This is a genomic window from Saccharibacillus sacchari (genome assembly GCF_037722395.1).
GTDB lineage: Bacteria > Bacillota > Bacilli > Paenibacillales > Paenibacillaceae > Saccharibacillus > Saccharibacillus sacchari_A.
Genome location: NZ_JBBKAR010000042.1, coordinates 83,300 through 103,480, shown reverse-complemented (window position 1 = coordinate 103,480; position 20,181 = coordinate 83,300). Strand labels below are relative to the sequence as shown.

The window sequence follows — 20,181 nt, the reverse complement described above, 5'->3', positions numbered from 1 at the left end:
ATATACGCACTTATTTCCTCGGAGACGATTTAAAAAGACGCCACTCTGCGGAACTCTCGTGTTTTTTCGCAACACCAAGCTTTTCTCTGGTATTCTCCTGCCTCTGGTCGCATCCGCATCCTTCGCCCGCTTCATGGCACCTATCTTCATGCTTCGCAACGCGCTCCGCACGCCTCACGTTTTGCACGGCCACCTCGCGGCTTACCGCCGCACGCCCCGCGCTCCGCACGCCTCGCGTTTTGCACGGCCACCTCGCGGCTTACCGTCAGACGCCCCGAGCCTCGCACGGCCACCTCGCGGCTTACCGCCGCACGCCCCGCGCTTCGCACGACCACCTCACAGCTTACCGCCGCACGCCTCGCGTTTTGCACGACCATCTAGCAGCTTACACGCTTTCCGATCCCGTCCGCTCGAAGCGGAAGCCGTCGAAGTCGAAATTCGAGCCCGGCAGGAAGATGAACGTGACGCGGCAGCGGCCCGTGATCGGCTCCAACGGGAAACGCCGTTGATCGTATCCGTCGGATTCGGCAAACTCGACGAGGCGGCGGGCTTCGCCGTTGTCGTGTTCGAAACGGATCTGGATCGTATTGAGCGCGATCGGCGAAGTTCCGCGGATCGTAAGCCCGTCCGTGCCTTCCGCGCCGAAATCCATGTCCGCGAATTCGATCGAGACGTTATTTCCGATCCGCTCGACAGCCCGGTCGGTGCGTTCGAACGCATCGCCGTAGACGCGATCGCAATCCAGCGCACGATTCCATTCGAAAGCCCGGCTCTGCGGCGCGAAGGCAAAGCCTTTGATATGCACTTTCTGGCGCAACACGAAGCAAAGCGTCTCGATGCCGCGCAGTCTGCGCGAGAGCGTATACGTCGCGTCTTGATACGTATTCCAGATAGACGGCTTCTGGTAGATCACGTCCGCAAGCAGCTCCGATCCTTCGTCATTCGGAATCCCTGCCCAAATCTCAATCGGATACTCTTCGTCCGACAGGGCGAAGATCGGAAGCGTAATCGTATCCGCGCCATACGGGCCGAAATCAAGCCGGGTGAATCCGACATGCGTCTCGCCGTCGCGGGATGTCGCGACGCCCCGTTCGTTGCCCGTGCCTACTTCGCCCCGCGAATAATCGTATACGCCCGCAGACACGAATCCATACGGATCATGATAGGCCGTCCCGAGTCCCGTAGCTTCGAATTCCAGTTGCGAGATCAGCCGTACGTCGCCGCTTCCGCTGCGACTTGCGCAGCGAAGCCGGAAGGCACCGTCGCCCAGCGCCGTGACGGTCGCTTCGAGTCCGTCCGCTTCGACCACAGCCAAGTGGGAAAGGATGCCCGCATCGTCGGTGACGGTCCATTCCACATCGCGGCAAGGCGTGCCTGCCGGATACAGCTCGGCTTTGACGCGGACAGAAGACTGCTCGGCATCCAGCTTGCGTCCCGATTCGCTGACAATACGGATCTTGCGCACAGGGACAGGGATGCCCTCATCTGCGGCACTTGCGGCTGTAGTGTCACCCGCTTTTGCTTGCTCTTTTTCCTCGCTCGAGTCGGTTCCGCCGCAATCCAGCACGACCGACAAACCCTGCGTAACTTCCGGATCTACGGCTTGCGTAGTCAGCTCGAAGCTGGCATCCGCAAGGCCGGGAGACGATACCCGAACCGTGATTGTGCCTGCCTCCAGCGTCGATCCGATGATCGCAACGGCTTTCCCGGAAAAGAGCTGCCGCGAGTTTCCCTGATAGGCGTCATAATCGGTGCTGTCGCCGTTATCCATGCCGAGCAACCGTCCCGCGCCGCCCACTTCGATCTTCACCCGATTGGTCGCATTTTCAACCGGGCGTCCTTCGGCATCCGTCGCGCTGATCTCCAGGTATGCCACATCGCGTCCATCCGCATGAAGACTCCGGCGATCGGCTTGCAAACGGAGATTACGAGCATCTCCGAAAGATTCCCGTATATCCTCCGCAATGATCTCGCCGTTCTCGTCGTAAGCCAGCGCAGTCAGTCGCCCGGCTTTAAAAGGGATTTTCCAATGCGCGACAGGCTGCGAGCCGGAGGCCCAATCCGTTTCGTGGAAACCAACCGTCTCATCGTCCAGTCGCAGCTCGATCCGCGGCGCGTTGGAGCATACCCGGACGTCGATGATCTGTCCGTCGTTGAAGTCCCAATACGGGAAAATATGCACCATCGGCGATTTGCGGTAATCCGTCCAGGCTGCCTGATAGATATAATAGGAGTCTTTCGGGAAACCTGCCGTGTCGATCTGTCCGAAATACGAATTTTTGGTATGATACGGCGTCGGCTCCCCGATATAATCAAAGCCCGTCCAAATAAACTGTCCTAACGAATACGGCGCGTCGCGTTCGGCGAGGATGCAGGCTTCCGCCGATTTGGCGCCCCAACTGGTCGGACTGTTGCCGAGCGCGGAGCATTGCCGATCGTCATCGGTCAGAATGGGCCGCTCGAACGGGAAGTGGTAGACGCCGCGGCTTTGCACGACCGAAGCCGTTTCGCTGCCGTAGATGATCCAGTCCGGATGTTCGTTATGGTGATCGCCGTAGTATTTTTCCGCGTAGTTGTAGCCCGCAATCTTGACGATATCGGCGCACTTCTGCGCGTTCTCCCAGGGCATGTAATTGGAGCCGATCGTGACGGGAGCATTGCCGCGCGGATCAAATTCCCGAACCAGCTCCCGCAGCATGCGGGTCACTTCCTGCCCCCGTTCATCGGCGTGCGTATCGTAGATCTCGTTGCCGATGCTCCATAGGATCAGGCTCGGATGGTTGCGGTCCCTGCGAACCCAACTGCGAACATCGCGGCTGGACCATTCCTGGAAAAAGCGCGCGTAATCGTAGGTCGTTTTGGGACGCTCCCACATGTCGAAAGACTCCGAGACGACCAGAAAGCCCATCTCGTCGGCCAGATCCATCACGCCCGGTGCAGGCATATTGTGCGCCGTACGAATCGCGTTGACGCCCATCTCTTTGAGCTGTGCAAAACGCCGCCGCTGCGCCGCCACATTGAACGCCGCGCCCAACGCCCCCAGATCGTGATGCTCGCAGACCCCGTTCAGCTTCATGTGCTGCCCGTTCAGGCTGAAGCCATGCTGCGCATGAAATTCAATCTCCCGAAATCCGATATTTTGCTGAACCTGTTCAATCACTTGTCCCGTGTCCGGCAAGCGGATACTCGTCTCAAGCCGGTAGAGCTTAGGCTCGCTTGGACTCCACAGCCGTGGGTTCGGAACGTCCAGAAGCGCTTCCTGAAAGGTTCGGCGAGGAGTCGACCGGCTGCTCTCCAACGCTTCGCGCTTGTACTGGTTGTTTTTCTCCGCTTTGCCGAAGCCTTGCTCGGCTTGAACGGCAGCATCCGGCAAAGGAGCGTCTTCCGGTTGCGCAGGCGTAAGCTCTGCGGAAGGAGCCAGACGGATCGAGCGTTCCGCAACAAGCGTATCTCCGTCATACAGATGGTGGGACAACTCCAGCGCGCCGACCGTTTCCACTTCCGTTTCGATAGCGATTCGCCAGTTGTCTCCATGACGGCTGGTCGAGACGTAGACGCCGTCGGTATCGATGTAGGAATCTCCGCGCGTTTTGAGCCAGACGTTCCGGTAGAGGCCTGCCCCGGAGTACCAGCGACTGTTGGGACTCTGGTGGACGACCTTGACTACGATCTCATTGTCGCCTTCTTTTAAAGCAGGGAAAATATCGAATTCGAAGGTCGAGTAGCCGTATTTCCATTCCCCGATCTGTTGTCCGTTAACGTAGGCCGTAGAGTCCATATAGACGCCTTCGAAAAGCAGCATGAGCTTGCGTACGCCTTCGGTTTCCCAATTCGCGTCTGCGGTCAATACGCGTTTGTACCAGCCGATGCTGTCTTCGTAAAGGTTTTGCGTATCGGCAATCAGCCAGTCATGCGGAATCTCCACCGGTCCAAAGTTGAGCGACTGCCAATGCTGGGTGTCCAGCGGGCTTTTGGCAAAAGTCCAACCGTCGTTGAACAGAAGCGTTCGGTTCATGATCATTTTCCTCCTTGTCTATGTCTGCGCACAGTAGGGTCTGTTTCTCTTCACAACAGGGTGATCGGCTACAAAATGCGGATTGAGGGTTCTTCCTGAAGATAGTGAACCGGAATATGGGGAAAAAGAACGGACAGCGCTTCGGCGAGCCGCTCCATCCCCGGTTCTTCGCTTGCCGCATGGCCGAGTGCGATCAGCCCGCAATGTCGTCCAAAACGCATTGCTTCGCGTACATACTCAGGCGTCTCCCATTCCGGTCCTTCTCCATAGACGATAAGGTCTGCCTCTTTCGACTCCAGCAACGGAATCGTCAACGTTCCGCCGCCGCGATAGCCCGCCAAAAGCCCAACACGCGAAAAGACCGCTTCTGGATGTCCTGAGATTGTTATGTATGGCAGTCCGAGTCGCGTTTTGATCTCCGTAGCGATTTCGCGTAACGAAGCGGAAGGAATATCGAGCAAGCAGCTTTCGGCACGATATTCGCGAACATAACCGGACCAGCCCAATTTGGCGACCAGTCCTTCGGTGATCCCATCCGGGCAATAGCGATGAATGCTGTCGTGCAAGCGGAAAACCGCGACATCCGAGGCTTCAAGCTGCTGTCGCTTCATCCGCTCAATCTCGCCTTCCGGCGATTCTTCCGAACGTTCATGATGGGAGAAAAAGAGTCCTTCATGCCCGATGACCAGATTGGCCCCGAGCGATCGCGCCTGCTGCACGACCGATAGCGTCGGCATGAAGGTTGTGACGATTCCGGTGACGGGTGTGCCCGGATCGCCGATCAGCAATTGATCTACCGTAGGTTCAGGCAATGCAGTGTGTCTGTTCGCCGTCAGTGCGTCGATGACCGTCTGCACGGTCGGTAGTGGAGTCATGGCGTCGATCCTCCTTAGTCCTTATGTAAACGCATAGAAACGACGAGACACTCAAAATTTTCCATTTGGCGTTTTTTTGCAAAAAAGTTCCCGGACGCGTCTTAGCGTCCGGGCATGAGTTCGACTGTGATTTTGATGGAGCGGAACCATTAATAACCGAGCGTTTCTTTGGTTCGGGAGAAGATTTCGTTCGCCGTCTGGATATAGCGATCCGCGCCGTTGGCTTGCACCTGCGCGACATAAGCGTCCCAGCCCGTATTGACGTCTTCTTGACCCATGATGAATTTGAGCGTCATGGTGTCCACGTAGTCCATCAGCGGAGTGACGAGCAGGTTCATCTCTTCCGCTTCGTCCGGGCTTGCCATGATCGGCGGCTGGATCGCGCGCGGTTCGCGGTATTCTTTGATCCGCTCGATATAATCGCGTTCGCCTTCGGTCATGCGCGAATAGCGAAGCTGATCGGTGCCGCCGTAGGCGAATACGCCGCCCGCGAAGCCGAGATCGACGTTAAGCTGCTTCGTTCCCGTATCGGCGTTGAGTCCGTTGTACGTGATGTCCGGGTTCAACACGATATTGCCGTCGGCGTCTTTGGTATACGTGTCGCCTTCGTCGCCCCACAGCGCGAACGTCTGGCCTTCGTCGGAGTACCAGAGCCAATCGACGAAGCGCAGCATTTTAATAAAATCTTCTTTGCCGAGATCGTTCAGCGCGTTTTGGCTGATCATGACACCGTTTTCCAAACGGGAGTTTTCGACTTGCAGCAATCCTTTCGGACCGCCCGGCTGCACGATCATGTACAGTTCGCTGTCTTTGTCCGTCATCTTGCTCGCGGAATCGGCCAGAAACTGATAGTTGCCGTTGATAACGAACGTTTCGCCTTTGTAGAACTTGGCGCGCGCCGATTCGTCGTCCTGGGTAAAGGACTCGGGATCGAGCAGGCCGTCTTTGATCAGTTTGTTGAAATAGCTCACGTATTCTTTGAAGTCCGCGGTCGTATCGGCAAAATAAAATTCTTGTTTGTCTTCGTCGAACTTCACGCCGTTTGCCAGGCCCCAGCCGCCGGTCACGCCGTATTCGACGCCCGCGATATTCAGCGAAGATTTGCCTTGATATTGGTCGGACCAGACATAGTCGGCATCGGTATAAGCTTTCACTTTTTGCAGCGCCGCGTAAAAGTCTTCGTAGGTCCATTTGCCTTCGCTGCCTTCCACGTCGACGCCGGCCGCTTCGAAAATGTCTTTGCGAATCACGTAGGAGTAACCGCCCGCCGCCGATTCCCACAGCCCCGGAAGCACGTAGTATTTGCCGTCTTCTTGCAACTTGGCTTTCAGATCGTCGGCCATGCCCCATTTCTCCACGGCTTCGGTGTAGTTCGGCATATACTGCGTCCATTCGCTGATCGGCACGATCTGACCGCCCGCGACGTACGCGGTTTCGTCGTACGTTTTCGGAATGATGTAAGGCGCGTCGCCGGAGTTGACCACGAGCGCTTTTTGGTTTTCGTATTCTGCGCGCGCCGTGACCGACAGGTCAAACGAGACGTTCGTTTTTTCTTTGAGCGACGACCAGAACTGCCAATCGTCTTGGTACGGATACGCTTCGTTGTCGCTGAACATCATGGAGTAGCTGACCGGCTCGTCGGAATGGAACGTTTTGCCGACGCCGTACTCGTAGCCCTGGGCTTCCTGCTGGCCTTCCGGGTCGGGCGCGTTGGCGCTGTTGGTGTCGTCCGAGTTTCCGCAAGCGGCCGTTCCGGCGACGAGCAGCAGGGCCAGCGCCGTTTTTCCGAATTTGCTCAACATGTTCATAAAGACCTCCCGTTTATGTGTGGCTTGTTATCCTTTGACCGAACCGATCATCATGCCTTGAACGAAATATTTCTGCACGAACGGATAGATACAGATGATCGGCAGCGACGTGAGCACCATAGCGGCCGATTTGATCGTGGCGGCAATCTGCGTGGACGTCTCGGCACTCGCTCCGACCTCCGCCGTGCTGACCGTGCTGTCGATGATTTGCCTGAGGTACAGCGCGACCGGCCATTTTTCTTTCGATTGCAGATACAGCGCCGGGCCGAACCAGTTGTTCCAGATGCCGACGATGCAGAACAGGGTCATGGTGGCGAGAATCGGCTTGGACAACGGGAGCACGATCCGCCAAAAGATGCCGTAACCGCCGAGCCCGTCGACTTTCGCCGCTTCCTCGACCTCGTTCGGGATCGACGCGAAGAACGTTTTCATCAAAATGACGTTGAACGCGCTGATCGCGCCGGGAATAATGATCGCCCACATCGTGTCCCGCATATGCAGCGTTTTGGAGATCAGGATGAAGTTAGGGATCAGTCCGCCGCTGAAGTACATGGTGAACAGCACGAACGGGATAAAAAATTTGTTCAATCGCAGCTTGTCTTTGGACAACGGATACGCCAGTATAGCCGTGCCCATGACCGCGATAAACGTGCCGAGCACCGAATAGACCAGCGTGTTCCAGTAATAGAGGTAAAAGTCCGGCTTGCTCAAAATGAGCTTGTACGTGGCGGCGGTGAATTCAACCGGGAAAATGGTGACTTTACCCGCGTAGATCGCCGATTCCGAACTGAACGACTGCGCGATCAGATACAGGAACGGATACAGCGTGAACAAGATGACGAGCAACATGACAAAAGCGTTGAACACCCGGAAAAGCCGATACGATAACGTATTGCCCATAGCGCAGGCTCCTTTCTACCAAAGGCTGGTTTTGGTCGTTTTGCGGGAAACGTAATTGGCCGACATGACGAGAATGAGTCCGATGATGCCTTCGAACAAGCCGACGGCCGTCGCGTAGCTAAAGCTGCCGCCGCTGATGCCGATTCGGTACACGTAAGTCGAGATGACGTCCGCCGTCTCGTAGGTGAGCGGATTGTACAGCAGCAGGATTTTCTCGAAATTCGAACCGAGAATGCCGCCGATATCGAGAATGAGCAGCGTCATGATCGTCGGCAAAATGCCCGGAATCGTCACGTGCCAAGCCAACTTGAGCCGGTTCGCCCCGTCGATCCGCGCCGCTTCGTACAGCTCGGTATTGATGGTGGTCATCGCGGCGAGATACAAAATGGTGCCCCAGCCGAGCGCTTGCCAGATGCCGGAGGATATGTAGATCGTCGGAAACCATTCCGGCAGCGAGATGAACGACAGCTTCGGCAGTCCGATCTGTTGCAGCAGACCGTTGATCGGACCGTTCAGCGCCAGCAGTTCTTTGACCATGCCGGCCACGATGACGGTCGAGATAAAGTGCGGCAGGTAGGAGACGGTCTGCACGAACTTTTTGACCCCGATATTTTTCAGCTCGTTGATGAGCAGAGCGAAGATCAGCGTCAACGGAAAACGGACCAGCAGGTAAAAGACGCTGAGCAGCAGGTTGTTGCGGAACGCCCGCCAGAAGGTCGGGTCTTTCATGAACATCTCGAAATACTTGAAGCCGACCCATTCCGTACCGAGAAAATTGGGACCGCCCCGGTATTTGCGGAACGCGATGATATTGCCCAGCATCGGCGCGTACTTGAAAATCAGGAAGTACAGCACCGGCAAGATCAGGAACGAGTAGAGCACCCATTCTTTGCGAACGTGGCGAGCCAGCGAATCTCTTTTCGTTTCGCGGATATTGACTTGTTTGCGCGTTAAGATTCCCAATGGGGGAGCACCTCCTTAAAATGGGGGGATGGTGGGGTGCGTGGGGCAGAGGGGAAATTCCGCTTCGGTCGCGTGTTGTCCTCGGGAAATTGGAATTGGATTTAAATAGAGATTTCCCGAGGACAAAGGCGATCGCTAACGCTCCTACGCTGGAATTTCCCCTCTGCCCAGGCACTTGGGTGGGTAGAGTTAGGTAAAGAAATTAAGTTCGAAAGATAAAGAGCTGAAAAGATAAAGAGTTGAGAAACTGAGAAACTGAGAAGCGAAAAGGACGAAAGACGGGCGACGGTGAATGTTTTGGATCTACAAGTTATCCCGGCGAAGCTTTTTAGGGTCCGAAGGGCAAGGATCAGCTTGATCGGATAGACATCCGAATGGAGCGTTTAAATAGATCGACGCAAGTTCGATTTGGGCTAACGGAACGAGGTGACGCTTAGGTGTGGAAAAAGGCGATTATCGTGCCGGTTTTTTTCCTTTTGAGCGTCTAAGCGTCTCTACGATCCGTTACTTTTTGAAAAGGTCGAAAAATAGTCGTCTAACGGTCATGCGATCGGTTAGAGGTCTGATCCCTATTTTTTAAAAAGGAAGAATCCTTTTCCCCTACCTGGGTTCGGGTTTTTCGACTAGAGCGACTTTTGGCTTTCCGGAGGAAAACAACCCGGAGCGATAGGCGAAACACCCGAACCTCCCGAACCTCCTGCCCCCTAGAAGAAGCGGGATTTTTCCGCTGTCCGGGCGGTTAAGGTGAACGAATGCGGCGTGCGGCCGGTTAAGGCAACGCTGCGGGCGTCGGGTTGGGAGAAGCCGATATGCAGCGTATAGTTAGTATCCGCCGCGATCGAGGTCGTGCCGTCTTCGCCGTATAGGGCGAAAGCGTCGAGCGGCAAGGTCAGCTCGGTGTCGACGGAAGTGCCGGCGGCCACATGGACTTTGCGGAACGCTTTGAGCTGCGCGTTCGGGGCGCCCGGGCTGTCGGCCCGGACGTACGCTTGCACGACTTCGGAAGCGTCGAGCGTTCCGGCGTTGTGCAAGCGGACTTTGGCGCGGATACCGGACTCGGTAACGGAGTCCGCGTCCAGCTCTACGGAGTCGATCGCGATCTGTCCGTAGGTCAGGCCGAAGCCGAACGGGTAGAGCGCTTCGCTTCGCATATACCGATAGGTGCGGTTATTCATCGAATAGTCCGTGAACGCCGGAAGTTCTTCGGTGGTGCGGTAGAACGTGACCGGGAGTTTGGCGGAAGGCGAGTATTCGCCGAACAGCAGCTCCGCGATGGCGCGGCCGCCTTGCGCGCCCGGATACCAGCCTTGCACGATCGCGGGGATATGCGCGTCGGCGTAGTTGACGGCGAGCGCGCTGCCCGCGAGCAGCACCAGCACGACAGGCTTGCCGCTCTCGTGCGCGATGCGCAGCAGTTCTTCCTGCTGGCCGGGCAGGTCGAGATTCGGCTTGTCGCCGCTGGCGAAGGCGTTGCCTATATCGCCTTCTTCGCCTTCGAGGCCGGAATCCAGGCCGAGGCAGACGACGATCAGGTCGCTTTCGGCGCAGACGCCTTTGGCTTCGGCCAGGCGGTCGCCCGGTTGGGCCAGTCCGCCGACTTTGTTCTGGAACAAGTGGCAGCCTTCGGAGTACAGCACGCGCACGCCGTCGCCGAGGTAATCCTGCAAGCCTTCGAGCGGCGTGATATAGCGCGACGCGGTGCCTTCGTAATTGCCGACGAGCGCGCGGCGGTTGTTGGCGTTTGGGCCGATCACGCCGACGGTGCGGAAGCGGCTACGATCCAGCGGCAGCAGGCCGTCGTTTTTGAGCAGCACCAGCGATTCGCGCGAGGCTGTGAGATTGAGCGCCTTCATCGCCGGAGAATCGGTTTCCGCGTAGCCGATCGAAGAGAACGGCACTTGTTCCGGCTCGTCGAACAGTCCCAGTTTGAAGCGGGTAGTGAACAGTCTCGTCACCGCCTTGTCGATCTGTTCTTCCGTCACCAGGCCTTGCGCCACGGCGTCTTGCAGGAACAGGAACAGACTGCCGCAGTTCAGGTCGCACCCGTTTTTCACGGCCAAAGCCACCGACTCCACTTCGTTCGCGGTGACTTTGTGATGCAGATGGAAATCGCGGATCGCCCAGCAGTCGGACACGACATGCCCGTCGAAGTTCCATTCGCCGCGCAGGATCTGCTCCAGCAGCAGTTCGCTGCCGCAGCACGGTTCGTCGTTGGTCCGGTTGTACGCGCCCATCACGGCTTCGACGTTCGCTTCTTCCACGCAGGCTTTGAACGCGGGCAGATACGTCTCGCGCAGATCTTTGTCCGAGACGACGGCGTTGAAGCTGTGGCGCACGTCTTCCGGCCCGGAGTGGACCGCGAAATGTTTGGCGCAGGCGGCCGTTTTGAGGTATTTTTCGTCGTCGCCTTGCAGTCCCCGGATAAAACGCACGGCCAAGCGGGCGGTCAGATGCGGGTCTTCGCCGTACGTCTCATGCCCCCGGCCCCAACGCGGATCGCGGAAAATGTTGACGTTCGGCGCCCACAGCGTCAGTCCTTTATAGATGTCCGTATCGCCGTATCGTTGCTGCATATTGAACTTCGAACGCGTTTCGGTGGCGATCGCGTCGGCGACTTCTTGCAGCAGGTCTTCGTCGAACGTCGCGGCCAAGCCGATCGCTTGCGGGAAAATGGTCGCCGTGCCGGCGCGCGCCACGCCGTGCAATCCTTCGTTCCACCAGTTGTACGCTTTGACGTTCAACCGTTCGATCGCCGGGGCGGCGTGCACCATCTGATGGATTTTTTCTTTCAAAGTCATTTGCGCGACGAGCTGCTTGGCCCGTTTTTTGTAGCCGTTTATCGTTTCTGCTTGTTGCGTCACAGTCGTGTCCTCCTTCGAATACATAGGGATAAATCCGCCGGGTTCGTGCAAAACGGACCCAAAACAAACGCGCTGCCGCAATGCTTGCTCGACGATCAGGCGTAAACGGTGCGTTCCCGTTCGTCGGGAATGCCCGATTTGCGGTAAAAGTACGTATTCACCGCGTCCCGCCACTGCTTCGCGTTCTCCGATTGTCCTTCCAGACGATGCAGGATATGCGCAAAACGTTCGGGATCGACGTCAGCCTCCAACTCCCGCCAGCGCGCGATCCAACGGTCCACGGCGTCCGCGCCTTCGAAACGGCTGTCGTAAATATGCTGAATGACCGTCTTGCCCGACTTCAGCACATGCGTGTAAGGAACATGATGGAAAAAGAGCAGCAGTTCGTCCGGGCATTCTTCCAGCGAATCGTAGCGGTCGCGGTTTTCGTCGGCGTATTGTCCGGTATAACCGGTTCCCGTCGCCAGCGTCCGGTCGACGCCGAGGCCGTCCCGGTCGGCGAAATGGTAGGTGCCCCATTTCGAATATTCGTAACCGTCCACGTCGACCGCGTAATGGTAATGCGGCTGCACCATCCAGCCGACGCCGAGCGGGGCGGTATAGCTTTCGTACACCGGCCACGACTCCAGCAGCAGTTTTGCGACGAAACGAGCGACGGGAGTGTCCGCGCCGAACGTCAACGCGCTCCATTCTTCCGCGATCGCGTCCGATTCCAGCTCCGGGTTCCAGGCCAAGCGGCCGAAGCCGAACAGATTGGCCTGCGCCAGATGATGCCCCGTCCAATTGTCGTCGTTGCCGATATTGGAGACTGCGGCCACGCCGCTCCGGGTAAACGGGTGCACTTTTCCAGCCGCGATTTGTTTGACTGTACATCCTGCTCCGTTCAGGAGAGTATCGAAGTCCAGCGACTTTTTCCATTGCGGAACGAGGAAGCAGATGTCTCGCTGCTGGCCGGTATATTCCTGCGCGATCTGGAATTCCATCACTTGGTTCGTGCGCGGCATCGCGCCGAACAGCGGCGAGACCGGCTCGCGCACCTGGAAGTCCATCGGGCCGTTTTTGATTTGCAGCACGACGTTGTCGCGGAATCGGCCGTCCAGATCGCGGAAATGATCGTAAGCCGCCCGCGCGCGGTCGGTCGAACGGTCGCGCCAGTCTTGATGGCAGTCGTAGACGAAGCAGCGCCACATCACCAGTCCGCCGTGCGGAGCCAAAGCGTCGGCCAGCAGATTGGCGCCGTCGGCGTGATCGCGTCCGTAGGTGAACGGGCCGGGCCGGTTTTCGGAATCGGCTTTGACCACGAAGCCGCCGAAGTCCGGCACGGCCGCATAGATTTCGGCGACTTTGCGCTGCCACCAGTGTTGGACATCAGTATTCAACGGGTCTGCCGTGTCCAGTTCGCCGAGTTCGATCGGAGCGGCGTAATTGACGCTCAAAAACAACTGGATGCCGTAGCGTCCGAACGTATCGCTTAACCGTCTGACGTCGGGCAGCAGGGCGGAGGTAATCAGTTTCGTTTCCTCGCGGTGCACGTTGACGTTGTTGACCGAGATCGCGTTGATGCCGACCGAAGCCAGTAGCCTGGCGTAATCGTCGATGCGCGGCGATTCGAGCAGGATTCGGTTATCCCGGTAAAAGATCGACCCGCCGGAGTAGCCGCGTTCCACGCTGCCGTCCATATTGTCCCATTGATCGATCATGCGCAGCGGATTTCTTGGCGATTCCGCCAGGTCCAGATCGCGCGGGCCGCGCGGATCAGAGTCTATCAAGCGGAGCAAAGCGAACGCGCCGTACAGCAATCCGCGTTCAGAGCCGCCGCGAAGGATGGCGTAGGCGGCTTGTTCGCCGTCCTGATTTTCATTTTCGCTTGCCGCTCCGATACGCAGCGCGTACGCTTCTTCCGCCAAAGGAAGCGCCTTCAATTCTTCCAGCGACCGTTGGGCCGCTTGCGGCGAACCCAGCACGATAACGGGAGGCGAACCGGCTTTCAGCGTTAGCGAAGGCGGGGTTCCGGTGAGAATCTCGATACCGTTCGCCAGTTCTTGCAGAGCGGCGGCTCCGGGACCTGCCGCACGAAGTTCCATGCGGGCGTCGATCTGCTCCAGTAGCGGACGCCACGCTTCGATGCGTTGCTCGTCCTGCCAGCGGTCCGACGGAAGCCAAGCGGCATAGCCTTTTGAAGAAAAGGTCATAACGGGTTGCTCCTTTCTGCGGGAATCCGGGCCGGATCGTCAGCGTCGTGACGTTCCGTGCCGAGTTCCCGTTCCAATGTGCGCCGGACCGCGCCCGGTCCGTCCAGCATGTCGCGGAACATCTTTTCGATCTTGCCGCCGAGACCGGCCGCGTAAAGATCGACCGCGAACAATTCGGCGTCCGCAAGAATCGCGCGCACGTTCGGCAGCGCGCCGGGCCACACGTCTTTGCGGTCGGACATCTTCGAGGCAGTTTCAAACGCTTCGGCGGTGTCGGCTGTCCGGTCCGCCGGACGGTTCAAGCGTCGACGCAGTTCTTCCAGCATCGGATCGGGACTCGGCTCGAACGGCCGTCCTTCGTCGTCGACGCCCATCAGGTACCGGCACCAGGCCGCGATCGCCAACGGAATCGCGGTCAGGTCGGCGGCGTCCAGTTCTGCCCGTTCCATATAAGCGCGAAGAGTATGACCGAAGCGAATCCCGATCTTTTTCGACGTGTCGGAAGCGATCCGCTGCGGCGTATCCGGGATAAACGGATTCGGGAACCGCTTATTCAATACCTCGTCCAGAAACTTTTCGGGAGACAGGATACCGGGATCGACAACGACTGGAAGACCTTCGTTTCTGCCGATGCGTTCAGCCAAGGCTCGGAGCACGGGGTCGCGCATCTCGTCAGAGATCCGCGTATATCCCAGCAGGCATCCGGTAACGGCGAGCGCCGTATGCAGCGGATTGAGGCAGGCCGTCACTTTCATCGCGTCCGCTCGATTGACGGTGTCGCGGTCGGCGAACAGAATGCCTGCCGCTTCGAGAGGCGGACGGCCTGCCGGAAAATCGTCTTCAATCACCAGATACTCGATATTTTCGGCATTCACAAATGGAGCGGCGTATGTATGGCGGGAAGACGTGATCTCCTCCATGCCGCCGATGCCGAGCCGCTTCAACTCTTCGCGAATCAACGAAGAAGGCCGCGGCGTAATTTTATCGATCATCGTAAGCGGAAAAGAAACCAGACTCCGATTTTCCAAATAATGCACAAATCCTTTTTCCGCATGTCCTCGGATTGCCCATTCTTTCGCTACGGTCGTCAGGCCTTTTCGCAGCACGTCGCCGTTATGCGGACAATTGTCCAGACTGACGAAGGCCAGCGGCGACGCTCCTTTGCGGTAGCGGCGAAGGGCCAGCGCCGCGACTACGGCCATCACCTGCTCGGCCGCTTCCGGCCCGGCTTCGAAATCGTTCAGTGCTTCTTGCGTGTAGCCGCCGCGCGGTTCGGTCAAGGCGTAGCCTTTTTCCGTAACCGTAAAAGACACGAGCTGAAGGCTTGGATTCTCGAAAGCGCGCACCAGACGGGCATAGTCGTCGGTGCGAAAAGGATCGGCACAAAGCGCTTCCGCCACGCTGGCGAGCACTTCTTTGCGCAGTCGGCCTTCGGCATCCATCTCGACCAACAGCGTCAGATTGTCGTGCGGCCGGTACACCAGATCGATCGTTTCCGAATCGGGCGTGCCCGCCGCGATAATGCCGGTGTCGGCGAGTCCTTGGTTTAACAGTTTTTGTTGAGCTTTGGCGATCAGGCTGCGAAAAATATTGCCTGCGCCGAAATGAACCCAGCGCGGGTGGTCCAAGGTATGCTCCGCAACTTGTCTGCGATTGAACCGGGGAAGTTCGACTCCGGCTGCTTTCCAAGCTTCCGTATGCTCCAGTCCTCGTTCACTCAGCTCCAACACTAACTTCGCCTCCTTGCATTTGCGCGGCACGTTGCTTGGCGTTCTCCAATCCGTCCCAGGCCCCGAGCAGATACATAACGCCAAAAGCACGATCATACAATCCGTATCCCGGTCGGCAGTGGGCTTCTTCTCCCCAAAGGTGACGTCCGTGATCCGGGCGCACGTAGCCTTCGTATCCATTCTCGTGCAGCACCCGAACCAGTTCCGGCAGGTTCACGTTTCCGTCGCCGAGTTTATGGGACACTTCGACGAAATCGCCGTTGTCGAAGATTTTCACGTTGCGCAGATGCGCGAAGTAGATCCGGTCTTTGAACTCGCTGATAATGGACGGTAGATCGTTTTGCGGATTGGTTCCCAGCGAACCGGAGCAGAACGTCAGACCGTTATGCGGATGATCGACGGCGTTCAGCAATCTGCGAATGGTATCCTGGCTGCGTACGATGCGGGGCAGTCCGAAGATCGGCCAAGCGGGATCGTCCGGATGGATCGCCATTTTGATTCCGCATTCTTCGCACACCGGCATCAGCTTGTTCAGGAAATACACGAGATTGTCGAACAGCTTCTCCTCGGTGACGTCGGCATAGGCCGCGAACAGTTCATCCAGCCGCGACAAGCGATCCGGTTCCCAACCGGGAATCGTAAAGTTACCGCCGCCGCGTATGATCATTTCTGCCATCTCGTGCGGATCGGTTGCGATGGAAGCCTTCTCATAAAACAAAGCGTTTGAACCGTCCGGTAGCGGATAATAGAGATTGGTGCGCGTCCAGTCGAAGATCGGCATAAAGTTATAGCAGATGACTTCAACGCCGACCGCCGCCAGTTTGCGAATCGTATCGGCGTAAATCTCGATATAGCGATCGCGCGAAGGAAGCCCGATCTTGATATCGTCATGCACGTTAACGCTTTCAACCACGGCTACGGAAAATCCTTTGGATTTGATATGTTCGGCTTCCGCGAGAATTTCGCTGGCTTCCCAGACTTCGCCGGCCGTTTTGTGATGCAAAGACCAGACGATTCCGCTTACGCCCGGAATTTGCCGGATCTGATCGAGTGTAATATTGTCGTTGCCTTCGCCGTACCATCGCCAGGTCATTTTCATGAAATAGCCTCCCAAGTGACCCTACTCTATTTTTCAAGCAAATCTTGTATACAAGAACAGCTATATCATAGTGCCGTTCCCTCTTGCTGTCAATTGATTATTTTTAAGGTTTTTATCGGTGTCTTGCTTTGCAATTACTTTTTTGAAAACGTTTGTTTTTGTTTGGGTGCAAACGTTGTATACTACTTTTGAACGTGTACGGCAGGGGGACATCATTCAGGAAAGAGGGCGAGGGGATGACCAGCAAGGCGGGGATTTTGCGTCAGTTGAGAAACGAGATTTTAACGCTGGAACTGAAGCCGGGTAGCATACTCAGCGAGACGGCTTTGTCGGAGCGCTTTCAGATTTCGCGTACGCCGCTGCGGGACGTGCTCAAGCAGCTTGCGCATGAGGGGTATATCGACGTGTATCCGAAGCGGGGCAATCTGGTCTCGTATATCGATCTGGAATCGGTGGAGCAGATCATTTATTTGCGCAGCACGTTGGAAAAGGACATTATCAAAAACCTGGCTTCCCATACGTCTCCGCTGCCTCTTCGAGGGGTGCTGGAACTGAAAGAAATTTTGGACCGCCAGGAGGAGACGATCCAACAGGAACACGCACATGAAGCTTTTTTGCAATTGGACGATGCGTTTCACAAGGCGTTGTTCGCGTTGGCCGGACGGGTGTTTTTATGGGATCTGATCCAGCAGTCCAATGCGCATTATGCCCGCTACCGTCGATTGCATTTGCTCAAAAAAGAGAAGCTCAAAGCGATTCTTGCCGAGCATCGCTTGATTCTCGATAGCGTCATTGGGCGGGATGCGGAGAAGATCGACGAGATTGTCGAGCATCATTTGCACGAGGATATCAATGCGGCTTATTTGTTGGAGAATTTTGCGGAGTATCTGAACATGCCAAGCTTCGACTCTTCGGAATCTGTGAACGCGAACAGCAAATCGTGAACCGCAAGCAAAAAGACCCGAACAAAACTGAACAGACCCGAACGGCGTCGAGCCGGAACGGGTCTGTTTGCTTACGGTAAAAAGCGGAATGGAAGCGGAATTTTGAAAATAAGTGCGAATATACAGGTATTTTCTTCTGTTTTTGCGGCTTGAAAAAAATAAATACGGATATACACTTATTTTCTCGTTCTTATACGCGATAACGCCTTTTTTCTTCGAATAAATGTAGATTTGCATGTATTTTAAAATCCGAGAGCAGATCAAACGAAATAAATGGATTTGAGCATTTATTTCTCGAATTCTCGCTCATAATCAGGCCGATCCACCCGACTCGACCCTGACCGATCCGACTTGGCACTATGGCCGATCGGCGCTTTGGCCGCCTAACGCTCCGGCGTTTTGCGGCCGCTTGAACGTTTCGAATCGGCGGGTCGTGGGCACGGCTACTCGCGCGTCGAGCCTTTGACCGGTTTGTCGTATTCGGCGAACGTGTCTTTGAGAATAGCGAAGCTTTTTTTCTGGCGTTCGTGGTAAGGCGGCAGATCCCAAGCATCCCAGATATACGTTTTCGAAGCCGGAGAAGCGACATTCGAGCCCGTAGATGCTTCCGCTCCCGACAGAACGGCGGAGACCGATACGCCATTCGTGTCGATCGGCGTGACGGCTTCCGTGCCATACGGATACTTCCACACTTGCAGCTTGCTCGGATCGGTGAAACCAAGCAGCATCCACGGAATGCGCAGCTCCAGCGTATCTCCCTGCAAATACCAGTCGGATAAATTATTGAATTTTTCGCTGTCGGGATCGTTGGTGCCCCAGTGCAGCTTGCCGACGTCGTAAGCTTCGAAAGGAGCGGTAACTTTGCTTTGAGGCAGGTACAGCTCCCGGTTCAATGCCAGCTTCCAGGGCAGGAATATACCGGCTTCTTCGTCGGCGTATTCCGCTTTGTACGGCACGGATTTCAGCTTGTAGCCGTATAGCCAACTAAACTGGTCGTAGGCGCTGTTGACGTACAAGCGTCCGCCCTGGCCGGCTTCGAAGCGGGCCAGAAATTCCAGGCCGCTATCGAACTTGATGCCCGGCGCAAGCTTCGCGGACGTACTGCCGCCTGGCGTCGTGTCGAACCCGAGCGTCAGCACGTCCTCGTCGAAGTTCCAGTCGCCGCCGTCTTTTTGCAGCAGGATATACAGGTCGGAGGAATCGCTGGTCATCGCCATATGCAGGCCGTTGCCGATGTCTTCCGCTGCGAGACCGCGCTTTTCCCAATCGTCGGTGTTCCCGTCGATCGTCATCAGCTTTTCGGCGCTTTCTTCCGGCTCGATCGCCAGAACGCCGAAGTGTTCTTCGTTCGTCAAGCGGTTGCGCCACATCGCGCGGCGATCGCCCGGTACTTCCAGCTCGATCGTATTCCACGTAAACTTGAACCATTCGTCCTGCCATTCGAACAGCATCGCACCGTCATAGTCTTCGTTGTAGATTTGATGCAGCATGCCCGCGTTTAGCTCGCCCTGCTGCTTCTCGGTGTGCATGCCTTGGCTTCGGCCGAGCAGGCCGTAGTGGGCAATGCCTCGCGAGCTTGGCATGCCAAACTCGGCGATGACCAGCGGAATGCCTTTATGATGTTCGCGCAGTTCGTGCAGATAACCGGCATACGGGTCTTTGACACCTTCGTCGTTTACGTAATCCACATATTTCCGATCCCGGCGAAGAGAGTCGGGGTAGTACGGATAGACGTGATAGGAAGCGAAATATCCGGCTGTCCAGGACTCTGTCGGTTCCATGTGCATCGGATCGACAGGGACCAGATCTTCTTGCTCCAGCGGTTCGTTCGGATGATCCAGCGGATCGGTTGTGACCCAGTTGGTGAACGAGATCGGATGCTGCCAACCGTACTTCATTTCTTCGGTGGCGAGCACGTCCAGCATTTCGGCAAGCCAGCTCTCGAACGGAGAAGCTTCGGCTTTGGCACGGAAATACTCGCCTGCGTAAGGATTCAGACCCGTATGGGCTTCGTTGGTAGTCTGCACCGCATACGGATACCATTCGGTACCCAGCACCCAGCCTAACAAGTAGGGAGAGACGTCGGCGGTATACGTGCCCGAGGCGTGTCCGGGGCTTGCCGGAAGAACGGCTTGCCCGTGGACGACTGCTGCCGCGTCCCGGATTTCTTTTTCGAAGCCTGCTTTGATCGTATGGGTAAAAGCATCCCGTCCGTTGCCGTCCGCGCCGATCAATTCTTCTTCCGGTGACCAAATCCCCTGCATCAGCATCAACGGTTCTGTCTGCTTGGCATTGTATTCGGCCAGCGCTTCGTAAAAGTTCGGCGGCAAAATGGTATACACGCGCACAGCCTTAATGTTCATCTCCTGCATCATCGGGAACCAGCGGAGATAGTCGTCTTTGGTTGGCGAGACTTGCCCCGGATAATGCCCCGGCGTCGTGGCGCCGAAGTTGATGCCCGGCCAGAATGATTTTTTCCAATCGGTTCCGTCGTATACCGCCAGTTGCCCCTCGACAACGGATGTCGTTCGCTTAATTCCGTTTTCTTCAAAAACAGGAACCCGAGCTTCCGGAATGCTGCCTCCGGAATCGATTGACTCCGTATTCGCGGTCGAAGCTGTGCTGAAGCCGATAAAACGCCAGACGAGCATGCCAATCAGCACCAGCACGACGATTCCGAGAAAGCTCAGAAACAAATAGGGAATCGGCCTCGGTCTGCGGAAATTTTTGCGGGAACTCATGCGCCACCTCGGATGGAATGATTTTACTGTTATTCTACATGATGAGGACGGTC

The 20,181-nt window shown here is 56.6% G+C and carries 11 protein-coding genes; 1 reads left to right on the top strand and 10 read right to left on the bottom strand.

The features are described 5' to 3' along the window. Positions 1-385: 385 nt before the first annotated feature. The 9 genes from WKI47_RS15930 to uxuA all read right to left on the bottom strand — a co-directional run bounded on the left by WKI47_RS15930 (position 386) and on the right by uxuA (position 16,443). Positions 386-4,015 (bottom strand): glycoside hydrolase family 2 TIM barrel-domain containing protein, encoded by a 3,630-nt coding sequence (locus WKI47_RS15930; RefSeq protein ID WP_340228149.1) that lies wholly within the window; start codon positions 4,013-4,015, stop codon positions 386-388. Positions 4,016-4,083: 68 nt separating this feature from the next. Next, positions 4,084-4,890, bottom strand: a complete 807-nt coding sequence (locus WKI47_RS15925) for a Nif3-like dinuclear metal center hexameric protein (RefSeq protein ID WP_340228148.1) — start codon at positions 4,888-4,890, stop codon at positions 4,084-4,086. Positions 4,891-5,039: 149 nt separating this feature from the next. Continuing rightward, positions 5,040-6,698 (bottom strand): sugar ABC transporter substrate-binding protein, encoded by a 1,659-nt coding sequence (locus WKI47_RS15920; protein WP_340228147.1) that lies wholly within the window; start codon positions 6,696-6,698, stop codon positions 5,040-5,042. Between the two features lie 27 nt (positions 6,699-6,725). After that, on the bottom strand, positions 6,726-7,598 hold the full coding sequence (locus WKI47_RS15915; protein ID WP_340228146.1) for a carbohydrate ABC transporter permease: 873 nt from the start codon (positions 7,596-7,598) through the stop codon (positions 6,726-6,728). 15 nt (positions 7,599-7,613) lie between these two features. Continuing rightward, on the bottom strand, positions 7,614-8,555 hold the full coding sequence (locus WKI47_RS15910) for an ABC transporter permease (protein WP_340228150.1): 942 nt from the start codon (positions 8,553-8,555) through the stop codon (positions 7,614-7,616). Positions 8,556-9,265: 710 nt separating this feature from the next. Beyond that, positions 9,266-11,422, bottom strand: a complete 2,157-nt coding sequence (locus WKI47_RS15905; RefSeq protein WP_340228145.1) for a glycoside hydrolase family 3 C-terminal domain-containing protein — start codon at positions 11,420-11,422, stop codon at positions 9,266-9,268. Between the two features lie 95 nt (positions 11,423-11,517). Beyond that, positions 11,518-13,614, bottom strand: coding sequence for an alpha-glucuronidase family glycosyl hydrolase (locus WKI47_RS15900; RefSeq protein ID WP_340228144.1), 2,097 nt, complete (start codon positions 13,612-13,614; stop codon positions 11,518-11,520). Next, positions 13,611-15,344, bottom strand: a complete 1,734-nt coding sequence (locus WKI47_RS15895) for a mannitol dehydrogenase family protein (protein WP_340228143.1) — start codon at positions 15,342-15,344, stop codon at positions 13,611-13,613. Before WKI47_RS15895 ends, WKI47_RS15900 begins: the two co-directional genes overlap by 4 nt. Then, positions 15,328-16,443, bottom strand: a complete 1,116-nt coding sequence (uxuA, locus tag WKI47_RS15890) for a mannonate dehydratase (protein ID WP_340228142.1) — start codon at positions 16,441-16,443, stop codon at positions 15,328-15,330. The genes WKI47_RS15895 and uxuA overlap by 17 nt, the downstream gene beginning before the upstream one ends. Before the next feature lie 236 nt (positions 16,444-16,679). Here uxuA and WKI47_RS15885 point away from each other — a divergent pair, with 236 nt between their 5' ends. Beyond that, the gene (locus tag WKI47_RS15885) at positions 16,680-17,387 is read left to right on the top strand and encodes a GntR family transcriptional regulator (protein WP_340228141.1); all 708 of its coding nucleotides are present in this window, start codon (positions 16,680-16,682) and stop codon (positions 17,385-17,387) included. 443 nt (positions 17,388-17,830) lie between these two features. Here the strand turns inward: WKI47_RS15885 and WKI47_RS15880 are convergent, their stop codons facing one another. Beyond that, positions 17,831-20,128, bottom strand: coding sequence for a hypothetical protein (locus tag WKI47_RS15880; RefSeq protein WP_340228140.1), 2,298 nt, complete (start codon positions 20,126-20,128; stop codon positions 17,831-17,833). Between the last annotated feature and the right edge of the window lie 53 nt (positions 20,129-20,181).

What these genes read in the sequence shown, in the direction of transcription:
- WKI47_RS15930 (WP_340228149.1), bottom strand. Translation starts at nt 4,015, where the DNA reads ATGAACCGAACGCTTCTGTTCAACGACGGTTGGACTTTTGCCAAAAGC.
- WKI47_RS15925 (WP_340228148.1), bottom strand. Translation starts at nt 4,890, where the DNA reads ATGACTCCACTACCGACCGTGCAGACGGTCATCGACGCACTGACGGCG.
- WKI47_RS15920 (WP_340228147.1), bottom strand. Translation starts at nt 6,698, where the DNA reads ATGAACATGTTGAGCAAATTCGGAAAAACGGCGCTGGCCCTGCTGCTC.
- WKI47_RS15915 (WP_340228146.1), bottom strand. Translation starts at nt 7,598, where the DNA reads ATGGGCAATACGTTATCGTATCGGCTTTTCCGGGTGTTCAACGCTTTT.
- WKI47_RS15900 (WP_340228144.1), bottom strand. Translation starts at nt 13,614, where the DNA reads ATGACCTTTTCTTCAAAAGGCTATGCCGCTTGGCTTCCGTCGGACCGC.
- uxuA (WP_340228142.1), bottom strand. Translation starts at nt 16,443, where the DNA reads ATGAAAATGACCTGGCGATGGTACGGCGAAGGCAACGACAATATTACA.
- WKI47_RS15885 (WP_340228141.1), top strand. Translation starts at nt 16,680, where the DNA reads ATGACCAGCAAGGCGGGGATTTTGCGTCAGTTGAGAAACGAGATTTTA.
- WKI47_RS15880 (WP_340228140.1), bottom strand. Translation starts at nt 20,128, where the DNA reads ATGAGTTCCCGCAAAAATTTCCGCAGACCGAGGCCGATTCCCTATTTG.